Origin of the sequence: Nesterenkonia sp. E16_10, from assembly GCF_017347085.1 — a bacterium.
Classification (GTDB): Bacteria; Actinomycetota; Actinomycetes; order Actinomycetales; family Micrococcaceae; genus Nesterenkonia.
Window position 1 is genome coordinate 1 of record NZ_JADPSA010000023.1, and the last position, 25,465, is coordinate 25,465.

24 protein-coding genes are annotated in these 25,465 nt (G+C 65.0%); 13 read left to right on the plus strand and 11 right to left on the minus strand.

Translation table 11 applies throughout. The features are described from left to right. Positions 1-667: 667 nt before the first annotated feature. From I2487_RS07825 to paaA, 9 genes are all read right to left on the minus strand, one after another. Complete coding sequence (locus I2487_RS07825; RefSeq protein WP_207170465.1) at positions 668-1,105, minus strand: hypothetical protein; 438 nt, start codon at positions 1,103-1,105, stop codon at positions 668-670. Positions 1,106-1,558: 453 nt separating this feature from the next. Next, the gene (locus I2487_RS07830) at positions 1,559-2,821 is read right to left on the minus strand and encodes an MFS transporter (protein WP_207170466.1); all 1,263 of its coding nucleotides are present in this window, start codon (positions 2,819-2,821) and stop codon (positions 1,559-1,561) included. After that, positions 2,818-4,473, minus strand: coding sequence for an ABC-F family ATP-binding cassette domain-containing protein (locus I2487_RS07835; protein WP_207170467.1), 1,656 nt, complete (start codon positions 4,471-4,473; stop codon positions 2,818-2,820). The genes I2487_RS07830 and I2487_RS07835 overlap by 4 nt, the downstream gene beginning before the upstream one ends. Before the next feature lie 576 nt (positions 4,474-5,049). Next, positions 5,050-5,820, minus strand: coding sequence for an enoyl-CoA hydratase/isomerase family protein (locus I2487_RS07840; protein ID WP_207170468.1), 771 nt, complete (start codon positions 5,818-5,820; stop codon positions 5,050-5,052). A 24-nt stretch (positions 5,821-5,844) separates the two neighbouring features. Beyond that, positions 5,845-6,996, minus strand: a complete 1,152-nt coding sequence (paaE, locus tag I2487_RS07845; RefSeq protein ID WP_207170469.1) for a 1,2-phenylacetyl-CoA epoxidase subunit PaaE — start codon at positions 6,994-6,996, stop codon at positions 5,845-5,847. Beyond that, a complete protein-coding gene (gene paaD, locus I2487_RS07850) occupies positions 6,996-7,499 on the minus strand; it encodes a 1,2-phenylacetyl-CoA epoxidase subunit PaaD (RefSeq protein WP_255546055.1) in 504 nt (167 codons plus the stop codon). Before paaD ends, paaE begins: the two co-directional genes overlap by 1 nt. A 20-nt stretch (positions 7,500-7,519) precedes the next feature. Continuing rightward, positions 7,520-8,347, minus strand: a complete 828-nt coding sequence (paaC, locus tag I2487_RS07855) for a 1,2-phenylacetyl-CoA epoxidase subunit PaaC (RefSeq protein WP_207170471.1) — start codon at positions 8,345-8,347, stop codon at positions 7,520-7,522. Next, positions 8,344-8,643 carry a 1,2-phenylacetyl-CoA epoxidase subunit PaaB gene (gene paaB, locus I2487_RS07860; protein WP_036474355.1) on the minus strand — a complete coding sequence of 100 codons (300 nt, stop codon included), beginning with the start codon at positions 8,641-8,643 and terminating at the stop codon, positions 8,344-8,346. Before paaB ends, paaC begins: the two co-directional genes overlap by 4 nt. A gap of 48 nt (positions 8,644-8,691) precedes the next feature. Beyond that, positions 8,692-9,723: a 1,2-phenylacetyl-CoA epoxidase subunit PaaA gene (paaA, locus tag I2487_RS07865; RefSeq protein WP_207170472.1), complete on the minus strand. Its 1,032-nt coding sequence runs from the start codon at positions 9,721-9,723 to the stop codon at positions 8,692-8,694. Between the two features lie 252 nt (positions 9,724-9,975). Between paaA and I2487_RS07870 the strand changes: the two genes are divergently transcribed. From I2487_RS07870 to I2487_RS07880, 3 genes are read left to right on the plus strand one after another with little or no spacing between them, the layout of a single operon-like run. Next, on the plus strand, positions 9,976-10,503 hold the full coding sequence (locus tag I2487_RS07870; protein WP_345941364.1) for a PH domain-containing protein: 528 nt from the start codon (positions 9,976-9,978) through the stop codon (positions 10,501-10,503). Beyond that, positions 10,500-12,191, plus strand: coding sequence for a PH domain-containing protein (locus I2487_RS07875; RefSeq protein ID WP_345941365.1), 1,692 nt, complete (start codon positions 10,500-10,502; stop codon positions 12,189-12,191). Before I2487_RS07870 ends, I2487_RS07875 begins: the two co-directional genes overlap by 4 nt. 9 nt (positions 12,192-12,200) lie before the next feature. After that, positions 12,201-12,824, plus strand: coding sequence for a TetR/AcrR family transcriptional regulator (locus tag I2487_RS07880; RefSeq protein ID WP_207170473.1), 624 nt, complete (start codon positions 12,201-12,203; stop codon positions 12,822-12,824). A 4-nt stretch (positions 12,825-12,828) separates the two neighbouring features. Here the strand turns inward: I2487_RS07880 and I2487_RS07885 are convergent, their stop codons facing one another. Beyond that, positions 12,829-13,113 carry a DUF3253 domain-containing protein gene (locus tag I2487_RS07885; protein WP_207170474.1) on the minus strand — a complete coding sequence of 95 codons (285 nt, stop codon included), beginning with the start codon at positions 13,111-13,113 and terminating at the stop codon, positions 12,829-12,831. An 82-nt stretch (positions 13,114-13,195) separates the two neighbouring features. Next, entirely contained in the window at positions 13,196-14,374 is a 1,179-nt protein-coding gene (locus I2487_RS07890; protein ID WP_207170475.1) for an acyl-CoA dehydrogenase family protein, read from the minus strand. 188 nt (positions 14,375-14,562) lie between these two features. On the opposite strand from I2487_RS07890, the gene I2487_RS07895 reads away from it, so the two are divergent. From I2487_RS07895 to I2487_RS07940, 10 genes are all read left to right on the plus strand, one after another. Continuing rightward, complete coding sequence (locus tag I2487_RS07895; protein ID WP_207170476.1) at positions 14,563-15,360, plus strand: enoyl-CoA hydratase-related protein; 798 nt, start codon at positions 14,563-14,565, stop codon at positions 15,358-15,360. Positions 15,361-15,389: 29 nt separating this feature from the next. Then, positions 15,390-16,544, plus strand: a complete 1,155-nt coding sequence (locus tag I2487_RS07900; RefSeq protein WP_207170477.1) for a TAXI family TRAP transporter solute-binding subunit — start codon at positions 15,390-15,392, stop codon at positions 16,542-16,544. Continuing rightward, entirely contained in the window at positions 16,534-18,540 is a 2,007-nt protein-coding gene (locus tag I2487_RS07905; protein WP_218624192.1) for a TRAP transporter permease, read from the plus strand. Before I2487_RS07900 ends, I2487_RS07905 begins: the two co-directional genes overlap by 11 nt. A 15-nt stretch (positions 18,541-18,555) precedes the next feature. Further along, entirely contained in the window at positions 18,556-19,374 is an 819-nt protein-coding gene (locus I2487_RS07910; protein ID WP_207170478.1) for an enoyl-CoA hydratase/isomerase family protein, read from the plus strand. 81 nt (positions 19,375-19,455) lie between these two features. Next, positions 19,456-20,337, plus strand: coding sequence for a 3-hydroxyacyl-CoA dehydrogenase family protein (locus I2487_RS07915; protein WP_207170479.1), 882 nt, complete (start codon positions 19,456-19,458; stop codon positions 20,335-20,337). A gap of 48 nt (positions 20,338-20,385) precedes the next feature. Further along, positions 20,386-21,600 carry a CaiB/BaiF CoA transferase family protein gene (locus tag I2487_RS07920; RefSeq protein ID WP_207170480.1) on the plus strand — a complete coding sequence of 405 codons (1,215 nt, stop codon included), beginning with the start codon at positions 20,386-20,388 and terminating at the stop codon, positions 21,598-21,600. Further along, entirely contained in the window at positions 21,597-22,058 is a 462-nt protein-coding gene (locus I2487_RS07925) for an acyl-CoA thioesterase (RefSeq protein ID WP_207170481.1), read from the plus strand. The genes I2487_RS07920 and I2487_RS07925 overlap by 4 nt, the downstream gene beginning before the upstream one ends. A gap of 55 nt (positions 22,059-22,113) precedes the next feature. Next, on the plus strand, positions 22,114-23,343 hold the full coding sequence (locus tag I2487_RS07930) for an acyl-CoA dehydrogenase family protein (RefSeq protein WP_207170482.1): 1,230 nt from the start codon (positions 22,114-22,116) through the stop codon (positions 23,341-23,343). 43 nt (positions 23,344-23,386) lie between these two features. Then, complete coding sequence (locus I2487_RS07935; RefSeq protein ID WP_207170483.1) at positions 23,387-24,586, plus strand: acetyl-CoA C-acyltransferase; 1,200 nt, start codon at positions 23,387-23,389, stop codon at positions 24,584-24,586. Between the two features lie 11 nt (positions 24,587-24,597). After that, complete coding sequence (locus I2487_RS07940; protein WP_255546058.1) at positions 24,598-25,443, plus strand: 3-hydroxyacyl-CoA dehydrogenase family protein; 846 nt, start codon at positions 24,598-24,600, stop codon at positions 25,441-25,443. Positions 25,444-25,465 lie beyond the last annotated feature (22 nt).

A 25,465-nucleotide genomic window follows, 5' to 3' on the forward strand; every position in this document is an offset into this window, starting at 1 on the left:
CTGGGTAGCCCAGGAACTCAATGATCGACCACGGAAAAGACTAGGTTTTCAGAAGCCGATCGAACTGATCGAAGACCTCCTGTTGCAATGACCGCCAGAATCCGCCCATCCCCTTGCGTGCTGCCGCAGCCTCGGGAGGATCAAGAGGAAATCGGTACACGCGGTAGTGACTGCTTTGGCTCGTGGACTGTTCCGGTTCGCTCGAAGAGAGATGGCTCAGCGTGAGGTCGATCAGGTCTACAAGGTCCTGGGCTGAGACGCGTGAGAAATCGATGTCGCTAATCGCTTGGAACCTCAGTGCACCGTCACCGTAGAACGCCGGCGTGGTTCTGCGTCGCGTGTTCCTGCGTCCGTCCTTCATTGGGGCGCCTTTGAGGCCGTGGACGATGACGGCTTCCCCATCGCCCCGTGCTGCCGGACGGCTAGATTTCCCTCGGGACAGCGCTCCTCCGAGGTCAGAACGGTGCTGTGTGAGTCGGGCGTGGAGAGCATGGTGGTCGATGGCGTGCTCCATGCTGTGGGCTAGGGCGTATGCGGCGCGGCGGACTTCCTCGTCTTCTTTGTGCCCCGGGCGAGGGTCGAAGTCCACGCCGAAGCGGAGTTCACCTCCGGATTTGTTGTCCCGCCATCGGACCTCGGCGATGAAGGTTGGGTCTTCGCCTTCGCCTCAAATCGGGGCCCATGCTTTGATGATTGGAAGGCCCCCACCGCTGCTGACATCGGCGACGGCCATGTACCCACGTGAGTGGAGCTCCTTCACAAGACGTCGGGTGACGACACGGGCTAGGAACTTCTGTTTCAACTCATCGAGTTGCAGGCCACCTTCGGCTGCGCCAGCCTCGAGCACCCCAGAGATTATTCGGTCCCATTCCTTCAAGAGCGTGGCTGCCTCACGTGCGAGGGAGCGTGCGAGCTCGTCCTGAGAAGACTCCCATCCGCTGAACAGACTGCTCAGACTCTGGAACTTCCAGCGCTCGGAGACCTCTGATAAGCGCACCTCGTCTGCGCTGAGTGCCGCGAGGTAGAGATCGAGATCCGGATCCAACGCTTCGTATTTATCTTGCTGTTGAGGGGACATTAGGTGACCCAGCTTTGCTTCAATCACTGCGCCCTTGGCGCCGGAGGTAAGCAACAGGTCGGCGTCGTTAGCGGCAGATGCCTCTCGAACGAGGTCGTCTGGGACGAACCCGACGAGTGGTTCCCAGGGGCCGGGTCCCAGTCTCTCAGGAACTGGATGAGGTCTGACACGTTGGTCTCTTGGGCTAGAAGGCGTTCGAGTCGTCTTCCACGCACCCATGGTGCTCCGGTTCTCTCCATAGATGGGATTGTGGCACGACAGACTCTGTTGTCTCGCTGCTGGTGATGACTACCCGATCCGACTGAGACACCGCTGCGAGAGTGCGCAGGCCACCCTCGACCGCGAGATCTCCCGAGCTTCTACCGGGGGAGAGATGTCTCATCCACCGTCTTGCAACCAAGGGTTGCAAGACAGCGTGTACTCGGTGACTCGTTAGGAGGTGGGTCCACTCCGGCGGAACCGGAACGGACCCACCTTGGCTTACGTATCCAACGGACGCTGCAACTCGGTAGACCCCATCTGGCCGGCAACCAGGGCGACGAGCGCAAGGACTGTCGGTACGATCCCCGCGACGAAAAAGATCGTTTCGATCGGAACCACCAGAGACAACGGTCCTGCGATAGCAATCGAGACTGGCATGAACGCGATCGATACAAAGAAGTCCAGACTTGCGACTCGACCGATCATCTCCTTTGGAACTAGGCGTTGCAGCAGGGTTCCCCAGATCACGACACCCGCACCAGTTGCTGCACCGACAAGGAAGAGTGCGGCGAGCATCAGGAGCAGCTGGTCCGCGAGACCAATCAGCATGAGGGGCAGGGTGCCCCCGCCCCAGCACAGGATCATGAAGGTGAGATACCGCCGGGGAAGCCGAATCGATGACACCACCAATGAGCCGACTGCACCACCCACCCCGTAGGCAGCGAGAAGAAGGCCGAAGGTAGCTTCAGCATCCTCGAAACGCTCCCTCGTGAGGAAGGGGAGGAGTACATCGATCGGACCTTGGATGATCAGGGCTAAGGATGAACCGAATATCAGGGTCCAGAGCAGCCAGCGGGTTCGAGCTACGTATTTCACGCCGGTCTTGAGGTCTCCCCACACGCTGGTGCGCTCTGGACTGTGGGAGCCTGTGTTCTCGTCGCGGTGGCTGAGAAGCAGGGTCAGGAGGAACGCCAGGACATAGGACGCGGCAACGATGGCGGCTCCAATGGCGGGGAAGAACGCGCCGACGATGATTCCGCCCAGCGCCGGGCCTAGGCCTTGGGCCATGGATGGGCGTAGTGCGCCTTCGAGGCCGTTGGCTGCGAGGAGCTGCTCCGAGGGTAGGACCTGGGGCAGATACGCGCTGTAGGCGGGGTAGAAGAACGCGCTTCCGGCGCCCATGACGAATGAAGCTGCGCCGACGTGCCACAACTCGATCGATCCGGTCAGAGACAACATGGCAATCGCCGTCAGCACAACGGCGGTACACCCATGCACTGTGATCATGATGCGTCGTTTCGAGAACCGATCGGCCACGACGCCACCGAGGACCGAAAAGGCGAACAGCCCGAGGCTCATACCCGTGGCCACTGCCGAGAGCGCCAGAGGGCTGTCGTTGAGGGCGAGTACTTGGAAGACCATCACGATCGTCCACATGCCAGTGCCGAACATTTCGATTCCCACCGTGGCGAAGAGCAGTCGGTAGTCTCTCGAGTTCAGCGGCAGGAGGGCCCGGAATCGAGGTTCGTTCCGGGGGTTCATGCTCGTGCCTCCGCTGCGGTGGTCTCGCTCAGGCGAAGTTGAGGCCACTCCCGGACGTCGCGCAGGAGCTGCCGATCATGGGTGGAGACGATGACAGCTGCAGTCGTGGCTTGGAGTGCTTCGGTGAGTTCATCCACCAGTGCGATGGAGAGGTGGTTGGTGGGCTCGTCGAGAAGGAGGAGCTGGGGTTTGGTTGCCAGGACGAGTGCGAGGTCGAGTCGTCGCTGTTGTCCCATCGAGAGTTCGCCGATCCTTTTCCCTGCTTCTCTGGGACGCAAGAGGCCAAGCTGTGAGAGTCCGATGGCCTCTGAGGGGTTTAATGTGCCCCGTGAGATGAGCTCGTCGACGATGGAAGCGAAGTGTTGGCTTGCTCGCTGTTCCTGAGGCAACGTGGATTCCTGGTGCAAGAATCCGAGGCGGATACTTCCGGGCATCCTTACAGACCCTGTATCCGGGGACAGCTCACCGGCGAGAATGCCGAGGAGGGTGGACTTTCCTGCTCCGTTGGGGCCTGTCACGACGAGACGTCCCCGATGGGATAGCTCAAAGGTGACAGTTTTCGGGAGCCTTCCCGACAGACTCACCTCTTCGACGGTGAGCAGGGTTGCCCCAGTCCGTGTCGGCAGACCTGGGAATCGAAAGTACTGCGGTGGCTCTGGCACGGTCACGGCGTTGGCGTCCAGGGCTTCCTGCCGTCTATGGACGTTCTTCACCAGCCCGCCCGCACGGGTAGCCCGTCCGTGCTTATTGGTGCCTTTATCGGGTCGCCAGCCGGAGACAAGCCGGTTCTGCGCAGCGCTGAGACTGTCTTGGAGACGTGCTTGTTCGGCCTGCTGGCGCTGATATTCCTGTTCCCAGCGCTGGCGTTCAGCGAGTCGTCCCTCCCGATATCCGCTGTAGCCATTGCCATAGACGCGCGGGCGCTGATCCATGGTGGGGTCCAGGTCGATGATGGTCTCTGCCACGTCTGAGAGCAGCGCACGGTCGTGGCTGACGAGGACGACTCCTCCCTTGCGCGCACGTAGCGTCGCGCTGAGGTAGTCCAGACCGCTGCGGTCGAGGTGATTCGTGGGCTCATCGAGGAGCAAAAAGTCGTCGTCGGCTCCCAGCAGGCATGCCAGGCGCACTCGGTAGCGTTGTCCCACCGAGAGATCGGCGAGCAACCGGGAGGTGTCGGTCTCTGCTTCGAGTGCTTCGAGCGCGACTTCAACGCGTCGCTCGGCTTCCCAGGCGTCGAGCGCTTCGGCCGTCTCCAGAGCGGCTGTGTAGGCATCGGTCGCACCCTCTTCATTCTCGGCCAACGCCCGCGCGGTGTGGTCGAGGGTTTCGAGAGCTTCCAAGGATTCACTGATTGCTTCAGCGATTGCTTGGCCGACGGTTCGATCCTCTGTAGCCGACATTTCTTGGTCTGCCATTCCGATCGTGCCGAAACGTTGGACGGTGCCGCCTTGTGGGGAGAGTGTGCCGGCGAGAACGTGGAGCAGAGTGGATTTGCCGCGTCCGTTCTCACCGACGATCGCAATACGAGACTCTGGGGTCACGGTGAGGCTGATGTTGTTGAGGACGGGACTCGCACCGCGGATGACAGAGACATCGGTGGCAACTAATTGTGCGCTATGGCGCGGGGAATGGGGGTGAGTGGGGGTAGACATGTGATTCCTCTGGAAATGAGCACGCCGCACCAAGGCGGAAGGCAAGGAGGCGCGCTGATGACGGTGACCGATGAAGGGTCAGAACACGCGACCGCAATAGACCCGGAGTGGCTCAACGGGCGTAGCGGACCGGTTTTCCGTCAGAGGAAGTACAAATGCATGTGAATATCGTAGGTCACCAACGTGTGACTGCAAACTTGCTCGGCCGGCCTGTTGGGGGTCTCTAGTCTCGGATGGGCCGATATGCCTTGCAGCCTGAGGGTTGGAAGACAGTGTGGGTGCCTGCGGAGAGGCCGTACGTGCGCAGTCCTCTTCCTCGCAGGTTTCGCGCATTGGCCGGTGGGACATGGCGTATGGAGAGCGACGAACTGTTGGCACGATCACCAGGGGAGAGCTGAAGGCTTCTGTCGGGCCGCCCGCGACGTTGGAATGATGAACCCTCTGTGGGAGCGATCCATCAAGCGCAACCTGTGTAGGAATCGCAGACGCAGTGACGTGTCCGGTGAGGGACGCTCCAGCGTGCAGGGTCACCCCGGTGTCGAACGAACGCGCTCCGGTCTCCCAGGTTCGGCCGACTCAGCGTCCCTGGAAGACCGGCTTGCGCTTCTGCTGGAACGCGGCGAACCCTTCGGTGTAGTCCGCGGAGTCACACAGCCGCCCCTGGGCGTGGTTCTCCGCCTCCAGTGATTCCCACAGCCCGATCCGTTGGTCCCGCACCGCAGCCACCAGGTTCTTGGACTCACGAAACGCCAGGGTGGCTCCTGCGGCCGCCACGGCCACCTTCTCCCGTGCGAAGTCGAGCAGCTCCTCGGCCGGCAGTGCCCGGGAGAAGAGTCCCGCGGTCACCGCTTCCGCGCCGGTCATCAGATCCGCGGTGTAGATCAGGTCCAGGGTCCGGTGCGCGCCGAGTCGCTCCGCGAAGAGCGCGTGTCCGCCGGAATCCAAGGTGGCGCCGAGAGCCGCGAAGGGAGAGCCGATCTTGGCGTTCTGCGCCACGTAAACCACATCGGTGGCGATGGCCAAGCCCAAGCCCACACCGAGGCAGGCGCCCTGCACCGCGGCGAAGGTCGGGGCGGGAAATGCCGCCATCCGGCGCATCAACGGGGTGACCTTCTCCTGCAGGTAGCCGAGCGCGTCGTCGGTGGCGGGCACCACGTTCGAGATATCCCGGCCGGCGCAGAAGCCCCGGCCCTCACCGCGCAGCAGCAGCGCGCGCACACCTGCGGCCTCCGCCTCCCGGTAGGCCGCATCGAGGTCATCGAGCGCCTGCTCATCCAGGGAGTTGAGCTTCTTCGGGGCGTCCAAGACGATCTTGGCGACGTTCTCGGTGATGCTCAGGCTGATCATGGGCTCTCCAGGGTTGGGATGCGCTCAGGCGTCGTAGTCGACGACGAGCTGCTTGGAGGTGGGCCGGGTCTGGCAGGTCAGGATGTATCCGGCCTTGACCTCATCGGCCTCCAGCGCGAAGTTCTCCTCCATCTCGAAGTCTCCGGAGACGACCTTCGCGCGGCAGGTGCCGCAGACCCCTCCGGCGCAGGCGAAGGGCACATCGGGTCGGGCGCGCAGCGCGGCGTTGAGCACGGTCTCGCCCGAGCTCGCCGGCGAGGCGATCTGGCCGGTGAGCCCGTCCAGGGTGAACTCGATCTGTACGTTCTCGCCCTCCGGGTCGGCCTCGACCTTGCGGCCCTGCTGGCCCTCGGGGCGGTCCGGGCGTCCGGTGGTGAAGAGCTCGAACCGGATCTTGTCCTCGTCCACCCCCCGGGCGGCCAGGGAGTCCCGGGCCATCTGGACCAGCTCGAAGGGCCCGCAGAGGAACCACTCGTCGGTGTCGGGGACTCGCAGCACCTTGTCCAGCAGGTCGCTGAGCTTCTCCTCGTCGATCCGGCCGGTGAGCAGCGGGTTGATCCGCTGCTCGCGGCTGAGCACATGATGGACCGCCAGTCGCGCGGGGTAGCGGTCCTTGAGGTCACCGAGCTCCTCGGCGAACATGACATCCCCGGCGGAGCGGTTGGCGTAGATCAGGTCGAAGGTGGAGTCCTTCGAGGCGGCCAGCACCGAGCGGGCGATGGCCATGATCGGGGTGATCCCGGAACCTGCGGCGAAGGCGACCAGATGCACGTCGGAGCGCAACGCTACGGCCTCCTCGGCGAGCTTGGCCGGGTTGTTCATCGAGGTGATCGCGGTCTTGGAGACGAAGGCCCCGGAGGGGTTCATCACCTCCATCTGATCCCCGGGCTTGAGCGATTCATTGGCCCAGTTGGAGAACACCCCGCCGATGTCGCGCTTGATCGCCACCCGGATCTCACCGGGTGTCGGCTCGGTGCAGATCGAGTAGGAGCGGCGGATCTCCTGGCCGTCGAGCTCGGTGCGCAGCGCCACGTATTGACCCGGCGCGTAGTCGAAGTCCTCCTGGAGCTCCGGGGGCACCGCGAAGGTGACCTCCACGGAGTCCGCGGTGAGCGGGCGCACCTCGGAGACGGTGAGCGTGGAGAAGGACGCCCGGCGGCGGGTGGTCGTGGACATCAGTGCACCTTGAAGTGGTCGAAGGGCTCCAGGCAGGCCCGGCACTGGTAGAGCGCCTTGCATGCGGTGGAGCCGAAGCGGGTCATCTCACGAGTATTGGGGGAGTCGCATCGGGGGCATTTCACGCTCAGACCCACACGGACCGGCCCCAGGGCTGCCTTGCCTGTGGGCGGGGCGATGCCGTATTCACGCAGCTTCGCCTTGCCCTCCTCGGTCATCCAGTCGGTGGTCCATGCCGGGTGCAGCACGGTCTCGATGCGCACCTTCTCGTGTCCGGCATGGCGCAGCGCGGCGGTGACATCGGCGTTGATCGTGTCCATGGCCGGGCAGCCGGAGTAGGTCGGGGTGATCACGACGACGGCGGTGCCGTCCTCATCCAGGCGTGCCTCGCGGAGGATTCCCAGATCGGCGATGCTGAGCACCGGGATCTCTGGGTCGTTGACGCTCGCGGCGATCTCCCAGAGGGTGGCGCCGGGAGGCAGGGTCACTGTTTCTGGTCCCATCACTGCCATGAGTGCTCCTCTCACCAGGTGGCTCCGGGGTGCTGGCGGGCCAGCACCTGCATCTCGGCCAGGATCAGTCCGCGCTGTTCGGAGTGGCGCCCGGACCGGTCGGCGCCGTGGGCCCCGGACATGTCGGGGATGCTCAGCCCTGCCTCTTCGATGACCTGGTGGAGCCGGTTCAGCGTGGGCTCGCGCAGGGTGGAGGGCAGCACCGCGATATCGCCGAGCTCGGTGATCGGCTCCACGTCGGTGAAGAGCTCCTCGACGTAGGACCAGACCGAGTCCAGGCCGGCCTGGACGCGTTGGGCGGACTCCTGCGTGCCCAGGCCCAGCCGCAGCATCCACTGGGCGGCGTGATCCTGGTGGTAGTCCACCTCTTTGAGTGCCTTCTCGGCGATGGCCGCGAGGGTGGTGTCGGTGGACTGCACCAGTCGGCTGTAGAGCTCGTGCTGGTAGAAGCTGAAGATCAGCTGGCGCGCGATGGTCTTGCCGAAGTCCCCGTTCTCCTGCTCCACCAGGCGGCAGGAGCGGAACTCCTCCTCCGGGCGGAAGTACGCGAGGTCGTCCTCGGTCTTGTCCCAGGCGGTGCCGGCGTAGGTGAGCAGGAAGCGGGCGTGACCCAGCAGGTCCAGCGCGATGTTCGCCAGGGCGACATCCTCCTCCAGCTCGGGGGCCCGGGAGACCCAGGCGCCCAGGCGCTGGGAGAGGATCAGCGCGTCGTCGCCCAGCAGCAGCGCGTAGCGGGCGGTGGCGTCCTCGGCCTTGGCTCCGGAGGAGGCGATCTCCTCGGCGGTGATCGCCTCGCCCTGGGACTGGCGGGTGGCGGAGTCATGCGATGCGAAGCTCACAGGTGCTTCACCCCTTCGGACTGGGTGTAGTACGTGGCATGGCGGTAGCTCTTGCCCTGGGCGGATTCGAAGTAGGCGCCCTTGGAGTCAGGGTCCGAGGCCATGATCGCCGCGGCCGGCACCACCCACACCGAGGTGCCCTCGTTGCGCCGGGTGTAGAGGTCCCGGGCATTGCGGATCGCCATGGTGGCATCAGGGGCGTGCAGCGATCCCGCGTGGACATGAGAGAGCCCGCGTGAGGACCGGATGAAGACCTCCCAGAGGGGCCAGGAGCTTGAATCTGCGCTGGAGGTCATGGCCTCGTCTTTCTCGTGGTGATGTCGGGGGGGGCTGTGGAGCGGGGCTCAGGCGCCGATCAGGGCGGCCTGGTCACGATCCCGGCCTTGGGCCTGGTGGTTCGCGTAGGCCACGGCGGCCTCGCGCACCCAGGCGCCTTCGTCGCGGGCCTTGCGGTAGTGCTCCAGGCGCTGGCGGCTCAGCGGGCCGTTGCCCTTGATGACCGCGAAGAACTCGTCCCAGTCCAGGTCGCCGAAGTCGTAGTGTCCGCGTTCCTCGTTCCACTTCAGCTCGGGATCGGGAAGCGTCAGTCCCAGGGCCTCGACCTGCGGGACCAACATGTCCACGAAGCGCTGGCGCAGCTCATCGTTGGTGAAGCGCTTGATCTTCCACTCCATGGACTGCTGGGAGTTCGGGGAGTCGCCGTCGGGCGGGCCGAACATCTGCAGCGCCGGGCCGTAGAAGCGGTCCACGGCGTCCTGGGCCATCTGGTGCTGCGCTTCGGTGCCATGGGAGAGCGAGTAGAGGATCTCCCAGCCCTGGCGCTGATGGAAGGACTCTTCCTTGCAGATCCGCACCATGGCGCGGCCATAGGGTCCATAGGATGCGCGGCAGAGCGGCACCTGGTTCACGATGGCGGCGCCGTCGACCAGCCAGCCGATCGCGCCGATGTCGGCCCAGGTCCGGGCCGGGTAGTTAAAAATGGAGGAGTACTTGGCCTTGCCGCTGTAGAGCTGGTCGTACATCTCTTCGCGGGGGCGGCCGAGGGTCTCGGCGGCGGAGTAGAGGTAGAGCCCGTGGCCGGCCTCGTCCTGGACCTTGGCCATCAGGATCGCCTTGCGCTTGAGGCTGGGGGCCCGGGAGATCCAGTTGCCCTCGGGCTGCATGCCGATGATCTCGGAGTGCGCGTGCTGGGAGACCTGCCGCACCAGCGACTTCCGGTAGGACTCGGGCATCCAGTCCCGCGGTTCGATGCGGGAGTCCTCGGCGATGAGCTCGTCGAAGCGGTGCTGCCCGGCCTCTGCCTCGGCAAGGGCCGTTGCGGCATCGCCCTCGTCAGCGAGGTGCAGGGGAGCGTGCTGGTGGTTCTCGGGTGACATGGTCATCCTCTATTCCGTCGCATTATTTACCGACCGTTCGTTCAGTATAGCACTGGAGGTGTGACGGTCAACACGCGGGTTGGGATCTGCTCCGCTGGCCCGCGCGGTGCCTCGACGTTCCGCGGCTCACGGCTGCGGATCGCGTGGACGCGGCGCGGATGCACCCCAGGGGCTCGAGCAAACAGACCATCTGGTCTAAAATTAGACCGATCGGTTCAATTGGGCCTGGAGCCCACGGAAAGGAAGTCTCTCGTGCCGTCGAACAGCAACCACGGTGCCCCTGCGCTGGACCCCGATGTGGCGGTCCGGCTCCCGCGCCTGCGCATTGAACGGCGCGCGATCATCTGGTGGACGATTCGTGCGCTGTTGCTGTGGGGTTCGCTCTTGGCCGCGCTGCTGGTGTCGATGGTGCTCTGGGAACCTGCGCGCGTCTGGCTCACGGTCCCGGCGATCGTGTTGGGCGTGATCTTCCTCGCTCGACTCTGCGTGGAGCCGTGGTGGCGCTATGCGGTGCACCGCTGGGAGATCACCGAGCAGGCCACCTATGCCTCCAAGGGCTGGATCGTGCGGGAATGGCGGGTCGCGCCCAGTTCACGGATCCAGACGGTCGACGCCGTGCGGGGTCCGCTGGAGCAGCTGTTGGGACTCTCCACGCTGCGGGTGACGACGGCCTCGTCCTCCGGCGCGGTGAACATCAGCGGGCTCGATCGCAAGACGGCCGAGGACGCCGCCCAGCGGCTGGCCCTCGTCGCGGAGCTTTCCGAGGGAGACGCCACGTGACCGGGGCACCGGAACGATCGGGGGCGCTGGAACGGCCGGGGGCGCTGGAGCGAGCGGCGCAGTCTCTGGAAGCCGCCGGCCCCGACGGGGAGTGGCGCGGCCTCAGCGTCCGGGTGATCTGGGTCGACTTCGTCAGGAGCCTGGTGTCCCTGATGCCCGCGGTCCTCGCCATCGGCGTCTTCGAGGTCGAGGCATCGCTGGAGTCCCTGTGGCCCTTCGCGCTGCTCGCGGCGTGGGGTGTCATCGGTGCGGTCGCAGACATCATCCGCTGGATCTTCACCCGCTACCGCGTGACCGAGAACGAGATCGAGCGCCGCACCGGGTTCCTGGTGCGTCGGCACCGTTCGGTCCGCCACGACCGCATCCGCAGCGTCGACACACACGCCAAGCTCCGTCACCGCATCGCCGGCCTGCGCGTGGTGACCGTGGGCGCGGGTCAACAGACCAACACCGGTGAGGCTGCGTTCGTGCTGGATGCGCTCACGCGCGCCGACGCAGAGCTGCTGCGAGAGCTGCTGCTTCAGGAACGCAGAGATGCCTGGGAACCGACCGGCGGTCCGCGGGACGGTGATCGGATCTTCCAGTCGGAGTCAGAGTCAGAGTCAGAGTCCGCGTCAGAGTCCGAGGGTGCGAGCTCGGGCGTGCCCGCGGGTGCGCAGGAGCGGCAGCGTGAGGACATCGAGGTCCTCGCCGGGCTGCGCCCCTGGTGGGTCGTCTACCACCTGTTCAGCATCTGGGCCTATCTCCTGGCGGCAGGGCTGTTGTGGGGTGCGTATTGGCTCGCGGCGACGTTCGGGGTCGACCTGCTGGATCTCAGCTCCCGCTTCGTCGACTGGAACGAGCTGGGGTGGGGCGGCGTCGTCGTGCTCGGGCTGCTCGTCGGAGGCGTCGTCGGTGCCCTCGGGATGGGGGTGAACTTCTTCACCGCCTATTGGAGGTTCGAGCTTGCACGCGTACCCTCCGCCAAGACCACTTTCCTGCGCACGCGAAGAGGGCTCTTCAGCACCCGCGAGGTCAATCGGGACGAGGCCCGCATCCGCGGAGTATCCATCGGCGAGCCGCTGCTGTGGCGGTGGATGAAGATGGCCGACACCACCGTCATCACCACGGGGCTGGGGCTGTGGGATATGGAAGAACCCACCGCCATCCTTCCGCGCGGGCCCCGGGGCATCGCCCGAGACGTGGCGGCGCGCGTACTGGGGGAGCCACGACCGTTCACCATGCCGGTCGAGCGACATCCGCGGGCGGCGCTGCGACGCCGGCTCTGGTGGGCGACGGCGCTCGCTGCGGGCGTTCTCAGCTGTGTGGCGCTGCCCGTGGCCTCCGGGACCGCGCCGATGTGGCTGCTGTGGGCGGCGCTCGGGGTGTGGCCGCTTGGGCTGGCTGGCGCCGTCATCGCGTACCGGGCGCTGGGGCATGCGATCGTCGGGGACTACCTCATGGTGCGGGCCGGTCTGATGAGTCGGACGACCTCGGTGCTGCGCCGCGACGCGGTCAGCACCATCGCGGTGCGCCAGTCGATCCTGCAGAAGAGGCTCGGGCTCAGCACGGTCTCGGCCATGACCGCGGCGGGCTGGTCCGTCTATGAGGCGCCGGATGTGGCGAGCAGCGAGGCGCTCCGGCTTGCCGCGCAGGCTGCCCCGGGCCTCATCGACGAGTTCCTCGAGACATCGTCACCGGAGATCTGAGGCCAGAACATGCAGTCAACAGAAGATCGACGGACGTTCACCGAAGCCGCCCGCCGCGCCCAGATTGTGGAAGGCGCCATCACGACGATCAATGAGATCGGCTACCACCGTGCCTCACTGGCGGAGATCGCGAAGCGATCACAGGTGGCCAAGAGCGGAATCGTCTACTACTTCGGGTCCAAGGACGCGCTGCTGCTCCAAGTCCTGGACATCGTGTTCTCTGGGCTGGGCAGCGAGGTGGAGAACGCGGTGGGGGCCGAATCTGCACCCGAGGACCAGCTTCGCGCCTACGCACAGAGCTACCTCTCCCACGTCGATGCCCACCGCCGCGAGGTGGCCGCCGGTGTGACCATCGTTCTCTCTCACCGAGGGCCGGAGGGAGTTCCGCTCTACCTGATCCGAACTCAGGAGGAGACGGCGCTGCTGCGTCAGATCCTGAGTGACGGAATGGCGGAGGGGACCTTTCGACGCATGCCTCTGGCGGTCGCGGTGGACGTCGCGGAGTCTCTCCTGGACCTTGCGGTCACCACCGTCCAGCGCGACCTCGACACCGATCTGAGTGAGCTCATTCCCGGGATCATCACCTTCCTCTTGCGAGGGCTGGATCCGCAGGGTCAGCAGGACTTGGGGTAACGGTCTAGGCCGGCTCCTCGCCGACGCCCCGACGACGGATCCGGATCGGACCTCGAGCGGTGGCGAGGTCGACCACTTCGCCGCGCTGGGTGATCTCCACGAGGCCGGCGGCTACGAGGCGTCGCGCCGCCTCTCGCGCCGCATCCATCTGCTCCCGCCACTCTTCACCGGCCACCGCGCGAGCAGCCTCCGAGGGACAGATCGTCGCCGATGCGGCGCGCTTGTCGAGCAGCTCGAGGATCGCGCGCTCCATGTCACGGTCGGAGGCTGCGCACGGTGATTCGTCCATGGCTCCAGTCTCCACCACTCGCGAACGGGGTGGGGCCCACCGGGGCCGGCCTTGGCCCCGAGATCACCGGGCGCAGGCTGGCTCAGCGGAAGGCGGAGTGTCCGGTGAGGTGCTGGCCGAGAATCAGGCTGTGCACCTCATCGGTGCCCTCGTATGTGCGCACGGACTCGAGATTGTTGGCATGGCGCAGCGGTGAGTAGTCGAGGGTGACGCCGTTGCCACCGAGCATCGTGCGCGCTTCTCTGCACACGTCGATCGCGATTCTGCAGTTGTTCAACTTGCCCGCGGAAATCATGTGGTTCTCTAAGCGATTCTCATCCTTGAGGCGGCCGATGCGCAGCGCCAACAGCTGCCCCTTCTGGATCTCCAGGGCCATGTTCACGAGTTTTGCCTGGGAGAGCTGGTACGCCGCAAGCGGCTTGTCGAACTGAACTCGGTGCTGCGAATACTCCAGGGCGGCGTCGAAGCTGTCCCGCGCTGCTCCCAGGGCTCCCCAGATGATGCCGTAGCGGGCCTCGTTGAGGCATGAGAATGGGCCTCGGAGTCCCGGGTTCTCGGGAAGGATGGCATCGGCTGGAAGACTGACGTCCTCCATGGTGATGTCGCACTGGATGGAGGCGCGCATCGACAGCTTCTGCTCGATGGGAGTAGCGGTGAAACCGCGAGCGTCCGTGGGCACGAGGAAGCCGCGGACCCGACTGCGCCCGCTCTCATCGACAACTTTTGCCCAGATCACCGCCACCTGGGCGATCGAGGCGAGACCGATCCAGCGCTTGGCGCCCTGGAGGACCCACTCGTCGCCCTCGCGCACTGCGGTGGTCGCCATGGTTGACGGGTCCGAGCCCGCGGTGGGTTCGGTCAGTCCGAAGCACCCGATGATCTCACCGGCGGCCATGCCCGGCAGGTAACGCTGCTTCTGCTCCTCGGAGCCATGCTTGGCGATCGCGGACATCGCCAGCGAGCCTTGGACCGAGACGAATGTGCGCAGGCCAGAATCTCCGGCCTCGAGTTCTTGCATGGCGATCCCGTACTGCACTGCGGACTTCCCGGCGCACCCATAACCCTGGATATGCATGCCGAGCAGACCGAGCGTGGCCATCTCAGCGATGATCTCCTGCGGGAAGTGCGCGTCCGAATACCACGCGGCGATATTCGGGCGGATGCGTCTGTCCACGAACTCGCGAACCATTCCCTGAGTCTCACGCTCCTCGGAACTGAAGTCTGCTTCGACATCGAGCAGATCGGCTGCGGCTGGGTTCATGGAGCGCTCCTTGAAGACGGGATGTGCAGAGGTCTTTTTCAAGGATTGCGCACTTGTGACCCGGATAACACCTCGAAGCGAATAATTGCTATACAGGTATCAATAAACCCTTAATTAGGTATTTGAACTTTATCAGTGGCCGTGGAAGTGTGATCTGGACGACATTTTCCCTCACATTGGAGACTTCCGTGCCGCATCAGCTCCCCGCCGATACTTCGGCCCGAGTGCATGTCCAGCGTGCTGGTGCCGTGGCGATCGTGGTGCTCGAGGATCCTTCCCGCCGAAACGTGCTCGGATCCCGGATGCGCACCGAATTGCGCAGCGAGCTGGCGGCGCTCGCCGAAGATCCGACAGTGCGGGCCGTGGTGTTGACCGGCTCAGGAGAATGCTTCAGCAGCGGTGGTGACCTGGCAGCGATGCCTCCCGCGGATCCAGCCGAGGGTGCCGCCCGCATGGAAGATCTCGCGCTCCTCGTCCGTCGGCTGGCAACGCTCGACAAACCGGTCGTCGCCGCGGTGCGCGGTCCCGCGGCGGGTGTGGCGGTGGGCCTCGTGTGCTGCTGCGACGTCGTCGTGATCGGGACCAGCGCGCGATTCTTGTTCCCGTTCACCCGGTTGGGTCTGATCCCCGACGGCGGGCTGATGCACTCGCTGGTCCGAAGGGTGGGCGCCGCGCGTGCGCAGAAGATTCTGCTCGAGGCAGTGCCCATCGCTGACACCGAGGCACTCGCCATAGGTCTTGCAGATCACATCGTGACGGACCAGGACGTGCTGAGCGCCGCGGTGGCCCGGGCCGAGGAGCTGGCGAGCAGGGCGCCGCTGGCTGTCGCCGCGGTCAAGCGAGGAATCCGCGAAGCCTCCAGCACCTACGAGGAGGCCCTCTTCTTCGAGCGGGAGCAGCAACCCGCCCTTTTCGAAACCTCTGACTTTGTGGAAGGGAAACAGGCGCTTCTCCACAAGAGGGCTCCTTCCTTCTCCGGGCGCTGAGCGCCGACCTCTGTGATCGAAAGGCCACGATGAAGACAGCGAAGATCCGTTCAACTGCCCTGGGCGCCGCCGCACTGCTCGTCCTTGCCGGCTGTGCCAGCGGCGACGCTGCTGCGCAGGCAGACCCCGACGCCCTGCCGGAGCAATCGGTGTGGTCCACGTACAGCGTGGGCACGGGCACCTATAACGACCTCGCTGCCATCGCGAACACGCTGACCGGCGAAGAGGGGCTTCAGGTACGGCTGATGACATCGGACACCGGCATCGGCCGGCTGGCCCCACTGGTGAACGGCACCGCAGACTATGCCCGGGCCGGTGACGAGTACTACTACGCCTTCGAGGGCGACTATGAGTATGCCAACGAGCAGTGGGGGCCCCAGGACGTGAGCCTGGTGTGGGCGCCCCTCGGCTACTACGGCTTGTTGGTCCGCGCGGACAGCGGCATCGACTCCTTCGAAGATCTGGAGGGCACGAAATTCCCAGATCTGACCGCGAACACCTCCATCAACAACAAGATGGAGGGCTTCCTCAACTATGGCGGGCTGACCGGCGACGACGTCGAGAAGGTTCCACTCTCCTACGCCGAGCAGCTTGACGCTCTCGAGGCGGGTCAGATCGATTCCCTCTACCAGAACGTGGTCGGGTCCAACATCGAGGAGCTCGCCTCGACGACCGATGTGAAATGGCTGACCTTCGACGATCAAGACCCGGACCGCTACGAGACCTGGGACGAGCTCATGCCCATGGTGAACGTCGGCGAGGTCACCGAGGCCCCCGGAGTGGAGGAGGGCGAGAGCGCCCAGGTCCTGGAGTACACGATTCCGATCACCACGATGGGGGACCGAGACACCGAGGAGGTCTACCGCCTCGTGAAATCGATCGTAGAGAACTATGAACACTACGAGGACACCACGCCGGACACTCCGCAGTTCTCCCTCGACGCGGTCCTCAAGGAACCTCTGGTGGTCCCGTTCCATGCCGGCACCGTCCGCTTCTTCGAGGAGCGCGGCGTGTGGACGGAGGAGCTCGAGGAGAAGAACAACGCACTGATCGAGCGTGGCGAGCGGATGCGGGAGGCCTGGCCCAGCGTTCTCGAGTCCTCCTCAGCGGAGGAGCTCGAAGGAAACTGGGCCGCTTGGAAGGCCGACGAGTTGAGCAACGAGAGGACCGGCGATGAGGGCTGAGAACCGAGTGACGCCATTCTGGCGGATGGTTGTGATCGTGCTGACGGTCCTGGGCGTGCTGATCGCCATGAATCAGGTCTTCTTCTGGAACGTGGGCGGACTGGGCCTGTTGAGAAACTCGTACCTCTATCTGATCCTGGGCGTGTTCCTGCCCGTGGTGTTCATCGTCAATCCCCTGCGGAAGATCCCGCTTGCCCAAGCGGTGGAACAGTCGGAGGGTGAGTCTGGCGACGACGTCGCTCCCAAGGAACGCCCAGTTCAGGCTCTCGATGTGCTGCTGATGGTGGTTGCGGCGAGCGTCTGCGGCTATTTCGCCTTCAACGGGACCCGGATCTATGACTTCGGCTGGGAGTACATGGCGCCCACCGCCGCGACAGTCTCCGCGTTCCTGCTGTGGATCGTGGTGCTCGAAGCGCTTCGCCGGACCGGTGGAATGGTCGTCACCGTGATCGCCCTGCTGTTCTCGCTGTACCCACTGGTGGCGGGGGATCTTCCTATCGGAATCCTCCAGGGTGTCAGTTACGACCTCAAGACCCTGGCACAGGTGCACACCATGGGAGCCGAGAGCCTGCTGGGCCTGCCCATCCAGACTGCGGCGACCATCCTGGTCGGTTTTCTGGTCTTCGGCGTAGCCCTGCAGCACACTGGCGGTGCTGACTTCTTCCACAAACTTTCGATGTCGATCTTCGGCCGGTACAGAGGCGGCGCGGCGAAGGTCTCAGTGGCGAGCAGCGCAGCAATGGGCATGATGAGCGGAAGTGCGGTCTCGAACGTCCTGACTACCGGGCCCATGACCATTCCAGCCATGAAGCGCTCCGGATTCAGCCCCACCTACGCAGGTGGGGTCGAGGCGACGGCAGCCTCAGGGGGGTCCATCACGCCTCCGATCATGGGTACCGCAGCGTTCCTCATGGTCTCTTTCGTGGGAGTGCCCTACACCGAGATCCTCATCGCCGCGGCCATTCCTGCGGCCCTCTTCTTTCTGGGCATCTACCTGCAGGTGGACGGTTACGCCGCCCGCAAGGGACTGAAGGGCGTAGCGCCCGCCCTCCTGCCCCGGACCCTGGTCACGCTGATGCAGGGCTGGCCCTACATCCTGGCGCTGGGTCTGCTGACCGGTCTGCTCTTCTTCACGAACTCCGAGACCCAGGTGCCGTATTGGGTGATCCTGGTGCTTCTGGTCGTGGCAGTCCTGCGCCCAAGCCAGAAATTCGGACTCCGGGAGTTCGCCGACTTCCTGGTTGCGGCCGGCCGGACGCTGGGAAACATCATCGGGATCATCGCAGGAGTCGGCCTGATCGTCGGTGGCCTCACGGCGACGGGGGTGAGCCTCTCCCTCGCCCGTGAACTGGTCGCAGTGGTCGGCGACAATGTGGTGCTCATCCTCATTGCCGGCGCTGTCACCTGCTTCATCCTTGGCATGGGCATGACGATCTCAGCGGCGTACGTGTTCCTGGCAATCGTGATGGTTCCAGCGGTCATCGACTTGGGAGTCAACCCACTCGCTGCCCACCTGTTCGTCATCTACTGGGCGTCCGTCTCCTACATCACCCCACCCGTAGGTCTCGCCGCCTTCGCCGCGGCAGGAATCGCCAAGGCTTCTCCCATGGGCACCTGCGTGGCAGCCATGAAGCTGGGAGCGGTGAAGTACATCGTTCCGTTCGGATTCGCCCTCAATCCTGCACTCGTGGCACAAGAATCCCCCGGGCGGGTGCTGCTCGCGTTCGCATTGAGCATCGTAGGCGTCTACGCCCTGGCCTCGGCCATCGAGGGCTGGACGGTCGGCTTCGACCGCCGGATGCCCGTCCTGGGTCGCCTCTTGGGTGCCGTCGGAGGGTTCCTGCTGTTCATGCCAGCGCCGCTCAGCGCGGTCCTGGGACTGGCGCTCGTGGCTGTCAGCCTCGTGCTCGCCTTCCTGACCGTGAAGCCCGGGACCCCCGCCGACGACGGTGCTGCCCCCTCCCAGATTCCCGCGTCTGCGACAAGCGTCGCCTGATCGAAAGGACCAGACATGACAGAAACCACCACCCCCAGCGCCAACGGTGCTGCCGCCGGGACAAGCGTCGTCACCACCGAGATCAGAGGCGGTGTTGCTGTCGTGACCGTGAACCGCCCGGAGGTGCGCAATGCCCTGAACTTCGGCGTGCTGGATGGCATCGAGGCCGCGCTCGACTCGCTCGAGCGCGACGGTGACGTCGGTGCCATCGTGTTCACCGGTCACGGAGAGAAGGCGTTCGTGGCCGGTGCGGACATCAACCAGCTCATCGGCTACACGCTGCGCGACGGGCTCACGGCACGGATGCAGCGGTTGTGGGACCGGATCCAGGAATCTGATCTGCCCACCATCGCAGCGGTCAACGGATTCGCACTGGGAGGGGGCAACGAATTGGCGATGTCCTGCGACATCCGCGTGGCGGCGCAGAACGCTCAGTTCGGCCTGCCCGAGACCAACCTCGGAATCCTTCCCGGTGCCGGAGGCACCCAGCGGCTGTCACGACTGGTCGGCCTGGGCCGGGCGCAGGAGATGATCCTTACCGGCCGCATCATCGACGCGGAGGAGGCACTGCGCATCGGGTTGGTGACCAACGTGGTGCCGCCGGAGGAGCTGATGGACACCGTGCTGTCCACGGCCGAGACGATCCTGGCCAAGGGTCCGTTGGCCGTGCGGCTGGCCAAGCTGGTCGTGCGCGGCGGCGCCGAGACGGACCAGTCCACAGGGCTGCTCCTCGAACGCCTGGCGCAGTCCCTGCTCTACGCCTCCGATGAGAAGGCTGAAGGCGCCACGGCGTTCCTCGAGAAGCGCCGAGCACGATTCCGCGCCGAGGAGTGACGTCCACATCCTGATCGATGATCCCGTGACCACCCCGGGACAGTTTCCGAACATTTCAGCGAAGCATCCCAAGGAGCAGATATGACGCCCGATTCGACCACCGACACCATCGACGACGTCCTCGTCGTCGGCGCTGGGGCCATGGGGACGCAGATCGGGGCGGCCTTCGCCCTGGCTGGCTACAGCGTCACCACAGGCGACCTCGCCCCCGAAGCCCTCGACGAGTCGCGGGACGAGGCACAGCGGCGCCTCCGACGACTGGCCGAGAAGGGGACATTCAGCCGCGAGGAGGTCGACTCGGCGCTGGAGCGGATGTTGTATACGACGGACTCCCTCGAGGCGGCTCGGACGACCGACTTCGTGCTCGAGGCCGCCGTGGAGCGGATCGACATCAAACGACAGCTCTTCGCCGACCTCGACGAGGCCGCCCCGGAACATGTGATCCTGGCGACCAACTCCTCGACGATCCCTTCGTCCCTGCTCATGGATGCCACAGCCAGGCCGGACCGGGTTTGCAACATGCACTTCTTCAACCCGGCGCTGGTGATGAACTGCGTCGAGGTGGTGCGCAACCCGCAGACCTCGGACGCGACCGTGGAGGCTGCTCTTGGGATGGTGCACCGGCTCGGCAAGGAGCCTGTCCGGTTGAACAAGGAGATCCCGGGGTTCGTCGCCAACCGTTTGCTGGGCGCCCTTCGGAACGAGGCTCTTCGGCTGGAGGCCGACGGCGTGGCCAGCTACCAGGACATCGATGTGGCCGCCCGGACAGCGTTGGGCCACCCCATGGGCCCGTTCGAGCTCATGGACCTGGTGGGGATCGACGTGTCGTATCTGATCCGACTCTCCGAGTACGAGCAGAGCGGGGACCCGGCAGACCTGCCGCACCCGTCCGTGCAGAAGCTCTACGAGCAGGGCCGCTACGGACGCAAGAACGGCCGTGGTTGGTATGAGTACGCAGGCTGAGCAGCCCCGACGTCGAACAGACACGAGAAGAAGAGGAAGAGAGACGACATGAGTCGATTCGATGACTTGGGCGTTCTGGAGGAGATCTTCGGTCGCCGAGGCACAGGCCCGCTCGCCGGGGTAGTGGTGGCGGATCTCAGCCGTGTGCTTGCAGGGCCCTACGCCACGATGCTCCTCGCCGATATGGGCGCGACCGTCATCAAGGTGGAATCCACCACCGGCGACGACGCCCGCGCATGGGTTCCGCCGCACCGGGACGGGGAGAGCACGTTCTTCCTCTCGGTCAACCGCAACAAGCAGTCCATCGCATTGGACTTCTCGGATCCTGCACAGCTCGAGATCGTGGAGCGGATCATCGCCCGGGCCGACGTGTTGGTGGAGAACTTCAAACCCGGCGGACTGAAGCGCTACGGACTCGACTACGAGAGCGTCAGCGCGTGGCGTCCAGATCTCGTCTACGCCTCCATCACCGGCTTCGGCACCGCAGGTGGAGCCGACCTGCCCGGCTACGATCTGCTTGCCCAGGCGCTTTCAGGGATGATGAGCCTCACCGGCAGCGAATCCGGTGAACCCTACCGCGCCGGCGTGGCGCTCTTCGACGTGATCACCGGACTCCACGCGGTCTCCGGCATCCTGGGGGCATTCCATGAGCGCCAGGGTTCCGGGAGCGGGCAGCACGTCGAGCTCAACCTGTTGACCTCGGCGCTCTCGGGGCTGGTCAACCAGTCCGCCGCCTACGTGGCCGGCGGCAGCGTCCCGACTCGCATGGGCAACGAGCACCCGAGCCTGTATCCCTACGAACCATTCCCCACTCTGGACAAGAACATGGTGATCGCCGTAGGAAACAACGGGCAGTTCGCTCGCCTGTGCCAGTGCCTCGGGGCTCCCGAGCTTGCTGTGGATGAGCGCTTCGCCACCGTGGGGGCGCGAAACGCCAACCGCGTGGAGCTGCGTCAGCTCCTGATCGACGGACTCAGCACGCGCAACGCCGCCGACTGGTTCGAACGACTCAAGGCGGCACAGGTGCCTTGCGCGCCGATCCTCGGGGTGGACGAAGGTGTGCATTTCGCCGAAGACCTCGGCTTGGAGCCGGTGGTCATGGCCGGTTCCGGAGAGCGGGAGATTCCCACGGTGCGTCATCCGGTGGATTTCAGCCGAACCCCGGTCGACTACACCCACGCTCCGCCCCGCCTCGATGGCGACCGGGGTCGGGTCCTGGCGTGGCTTGAGCGCGTCGAACCTGAAGTGCGGAAAGCCTCATGAGCGCTGTCCACCTCGTCGTGCTGCCCGTTCGCTGGTCGGATCAGGACCTCAATGGGCACGTCAACAACGCCCGTGTGGTGACCCTGATCGAGGAGGCGCGGATATCTGCGATCACCTCCTGGTTGGGCGACGACGGCATCCCTGACCCAGCCCGGCCGCGGGTGGTCGTCTCCCTCACCGTCGACTACCTGCGCCCCCTGGACCATGGACCGGAGCTGACGGCGCGTGTCTGGGTCTCGGCGATCGGCCGTTCCTCCTACACGGTGGACTACGAAGTGGTCCAGCACAGCGAGGTTGCAGTCCGTGCTCGGACGGTGCTCGTCCAGACAAACCCGGCCACAGGACGGTCCGCCCCGCTTCCCGAGCGCCTGAGGCGCATGCTCGCCCAGATCCTCACCCCACAGTCGAAGCCGGTGCCGCCCGGGGCTGAGCCCGGTGCCTCGACCGAACATCAGTGACACACGAACCCACCACCAGGCCGGGTCCGCCGACCCGTCGACGAAAGGACCAACCATGACCGCGACTACATCGACCCGGAGCGCGCCCGCAGCGGCCACCGGCACCACCACCGACGCCGACTACTTCCGTCTCGACGAAGATCTCAGCCCAGAAGAGATCGCCATCCGGGACAAGGTTCGGTCCTTCGCCGAGCAGCAGGTGCTGCCGATCATCAACGACTACTGGGAGCGAGCGGAGTTTCCCTGGGAGCTGTTGCCTGGACTGGCAGAGCTCGGCATCATCGGCACCACGATTCAGGGCCACGGCTGTCCAGGAATGAGCCGCAAAGCCGCCGGCATGGTGGCCCGTGAGATGTCACGTGCCGACGGCAGCATCAATACGTTCATCGGGGTACACGCCAACCTTTGTATGGGCAGCTTGAACATGCTCGGAAGCGAGTCGCAGAAGGAGCGGTGGCTCCCTGAGATGGCGCGCCTGAAGAAGACCGGCGCGTTCGCGCTCACCGAACCCGACCACGGCTCCGACTCGGTCGCACTGGAGACCAGCGCCCGCCGTGAGGGTGACACCTGGGTGATCGACGGGCATAAACGCTGGATCGGCAACGGAGATGCTGCCGACGTCACTGTCCTATTCGCACGAAACGTCGAAGACGGGAAGGTCAACGCCTTCGTTGTGGAGAAAGACGAGCATCAGAACTACCCAACCGGGTACAGACCTGAACGGATCACTGGCAAGGTCGGTAAGCGGGCCATCCAGCAGGCGGATATCACCATCGAAGGTGTGCGCGTTCCCGACGAGAACAGACTCACCGGGTGCAACTCCTTCAAGGATGTCTCTCGGGTGCTGCAAGCGACTCGCGGTGGAGCCTCCTGGGAAGCCGTAGGCCACGCAATGGCGGTCTTCGAGATTGCCGCCGAGTATGCGTCCAGGCGCAAGCAGTTCGGCAACGTCATCGGGGGTTACCAGCTGGTGCAATCGCGGCTTGCCAACATGCTCAGCGAACTCACCACGATGCAGCTTCTGTGCAACCGGATGGCTGAGCTCGCCGATCGTGGCCAGCTCACGAACGCGCAGGCCTCCATGGTGAAGATGTCGACCGCTCAGAAGGGCAAATGGATCTGCAACGAGGCACGCGATCTGCTCGCCGGAAACGGACTCCTGCTGGAGAATCACGTCGCCCGGCACATGACCGACATGGAGGTCGTCTCAACCTATGAGGGCACCGACGCCATCCAGTCCCTGCTCGTAGGACGAGACATCACCGGGATCTCCGCCTTCAAGTGAAAAGCCCTTGACAACCTGACCTCATGACAGATGGGAAGAGATAGTGACGGAAGCATTCTTGGTCGGCGGTTCTCGCACCCCGACGGGCAACTACGGCGGCGCGCTGGCCAGCGTCCGCCCGGACGACCTGGCCGCCCTGGTGATCCAGCACACGGTGGCTGACGCGGGGATCGACCCTCACGACGTCGACGAGGTCATCCTTGGCTGTGCCAATGGTGCAGGGGAAGACAACCGCAACGTCGCCCGCATGGCCTGGCTGCTGGCGGGTTTCCCCGACACTGTTCCGGGGATCACCGTCAACCGGCTGTGCGCCTCCAGCCTGTCGGCGATCATCACCGCCTCACACATGATCAAGTCCGGGGCGGCTGACCTCGTCGTCGCCGGTGGTGTCGAGTCCATGTCCCGTGCCCCCTGGGTCATCGAGAAGCCGACCGCAGCCTTCGCAAAGCCCGGGGAGGTCTTCGACACCTCGATCGGTTGGAGGTTCACGAATCCAGAGTTCAAGAAGACCGACAAGTTGACCTACTCGATGCCCGAGACCGCCGAGGAGGTCGCGGGGGTGGACGGCATCACCCGAGACGAGGCCGACGCGTTCGCCGTTGCCTCCCACGAGCGCGCCATCGCCGCGAGCGAGGCCGGTCATTTCTCGCAGGAGATCATTCCCGTCACAGTGAAGGACCGCAAAGGCGCCGAGACGGTCGTAGTCGCCGATGAGGGTCCCCGACCGGGCACCAGCACCGAGGTCCTCGCGCGGCTGCGCCCCGTGGTCAAGGCCGACGGGATCGTCACGGCCGGCAACTCTTCCTCCCTCAACGACGGCGCCTCGGCGATACTGGTCGCCTCGGAGCGAGCCATCAAGAAGTATGGCCTTGCCGCTCGAGCACGGATCGTGGACGGCGCCTCCGCCGGGGTGGCCCCTCATCTCATGGGGCTCGGCCCGGTCCCGGCCACCAACAAGGTGCTCGAGCGCAGCGGCTATTCCATCGACGACCTCGGCGCCGTCGAACTGAACGAGGCCTTTGCCACCCAGTCACTGGCCTGCATCAGGCGCCTTGGGCTCGATGCCGGAACCGTGAACAACGACGGCGGCGCGATCGCCCTCGGTCACGCCCTGGGCTCATCCGGGTCGAGGATCACCACCACTCTGCTGGGGCGTATGGAGCGTGAGTCGGCACAGATGGGCCTGGTCACCATGTGCGTGGGAGTCGGTCAGGGTACGGCGATGCTGTTGGAGAAGGTCTGATGGATGTCGTCATGCCATCCGTCGTCGGAGTTCTCGGGGGAGGCCGGATGGGGGCAGGGATCGCCCACTCGTTCCTGCTTGCCGGCGCTCGGGTGAGGATCGTCGAGCGAGACCTGGAGTCTGCGCGAGCCGCCAAGGAGCGCGTCGAGCGGGACATCTCGAGATCGATTGAGCGAGGCTCGGTGGAGGAGGGTTTCAAGGAACTGGCCGGACGCCTCACGACGAGCGTGGACCCTGCCGAGTTTTCGCAGGCGGAACTGGTGGTCGAAGCCGTCCCGGAGTCCTGGGCACTGAAGGTCGCTGCCCTGCAGGACGTTGAGCGGCATGCCTCCCCGACGGCCTGGCTGGCCACCAATACATCCTCTCTGTCCGTGGATGACCTCGCTGGACAGCTGTCGAACCCCGAACGGTTCTGCGGCCTGCACTTCTTCAATCCGGTGCCGGCCTCGAAGCTTGTGGAGGTCGTGCTCTCGAAGCACACGCGCCAAGAACTCCGCGAGCTGTCGGTGGGCTGGGTGGAGGGGTTGGGCAAGACTCCAGTAGTGGTTCACGACTCGCCTGGTTTCGCATCCTCCCGACTTGGACTGGTCATCGCCCTCGAAGCGATTCGGATGGTCGAGGAAGGAGTTGCCTCGCCCGAGAGCATCGATGACGCGATGGTGTTGGGCTACAAGTTCCCGATCGGTCCACTGGCTCTGACCGACGTGGTCGGCCTGGATGTGCGCCTGGGAATCGCGGAGTACCTCGAGTCCAAGCTGGGGGACCGGTTCACCCCGCCGCCACTCATGCGGGCGATGGTTGCCAGAAATGAGCTGGGGCGCAAGACCGGCAGAGGCTTCTACAGCTACGGCGACTAGCCCTGCGAGGATGGCGCCCTCA

Coding starts and splice junctions, on each gene's coding strand:
- I2487_RS07910 (WP_207170478.1), top strand. CDS start 18,556: ATGACAGAAACCACCACCCCCAGCGCCAACGGTGCTGCCGCCGGGACA.
- I2487_RS07915 (WP_207170479.1), top strand. CDS start 19,456: ATGACGCCCGATTCGACCACCGACACCATCGACGACGTCCTCGTCGTC.
- I2487_RS07830 (WP_207170466.1), bottom strand. CDS start 2,821: ATGAACCCCCGGAACGAACCTCGATTCCGGGCCCTCCTGCCGCTGAAC.
- I2487_RS07840 (WP_207170468.1), bottom strand. CDS start 5,820: ATGATCAGCCTGAGCATCACCGAGAACGTCGCCAAGATCGTCTTGGAC.
- I2487_RS07900 (WP_207170477.1), top strand. CDS start 15,390: ATGAAGACAGCGAAGATCCGTTCAACTGCCCTGGGCGCCGCCGCACTG.
- paaE (WP_207170469.1), bottom strand. CDS start 6,996: ATGTCCACGACCACCCGCCGCCGGGCGTCCTTCTCCACGCTCACCGTC.
- I2487_RS07885 (WP_207170474.1), bottom strand. CDS start 13,113: ATGGACGAATCACCGTGCGCAGCCTCCGACCGTGACATGGAGCGCGCG.
- I2487_RS07930 (WP_207170482.1), top strand. CDS start 22,114: ATGACCGCGACTACATCGACCCGGAGCGCGCCCGCAGCGGCCACCGGC.
- I2487_RS07880 (WP_207170473.1), top strand. CDS start 12,201: ATGCAGTCAACAGAAGATCGACGGACGTTCACCGAAGCCGCCCGCCGC.
- I2487_RS07920 (WP_207170480.1), top strand. CDS start 20,386: ATGAGTCGATTCGATGACTTGGGCGTTCTGGAGGAGATCTTCGGTCGC.
- paaA (WP_207170472.1), bottom strand. CDS start 9,723: ATGTCACCCGAGAACCACCAGCACGCTCCCCTGCACCTCGCTGACGAG.
- I2487_RS07905 (WP_218624192.1), top strand. CDS start 16,534: ATGAGGGCTGAGAACCGAGTGACGCCATTCTGGCGGATGGTTGTGATC.
- paaB (WP_036474355.1), bottom strand. CDS start 8,643: ATGACCTCCAGCGCAGATTCAAGCTCCTGGCCCCTCTGGGAGGTCTTC.
- I2487_RS07835 (WP_207170467.1), bottom strand. CDS start 4,473: ATGTCTACCCCCACTCACCCCCATTCCCCGCGCCATAGCGCACAATTA.
- I2487_RS07890 (WP_207170475.1), bottom strand. CDS start 14,374: ATGAACCCAGCCGCAGCCGATCTGCTCGATGTCGAAGCAGACTTCAGT.
- I2487_RS07925 (WP_207170481.1), top strand. CDS start 21,597: ATGAGCGCTGTCCACCTCGTCGTGCTGCCCGTTCGCTGGTCGGATCAG.
- I2487_RS07940 (WP_255546058.1), top strand. CDS start 24,598: ATGCCATCCGTCGTCGGAGTTCTCGGGGGAGGCCGGATGGGGGCAGGG.
- paaD (WP_255546055.1), bottom strand. CDS start 7,499: ATGGGACCAGAAACAGTGACCCTGCCTCCCGGCGCCACCCTCTGGGAG.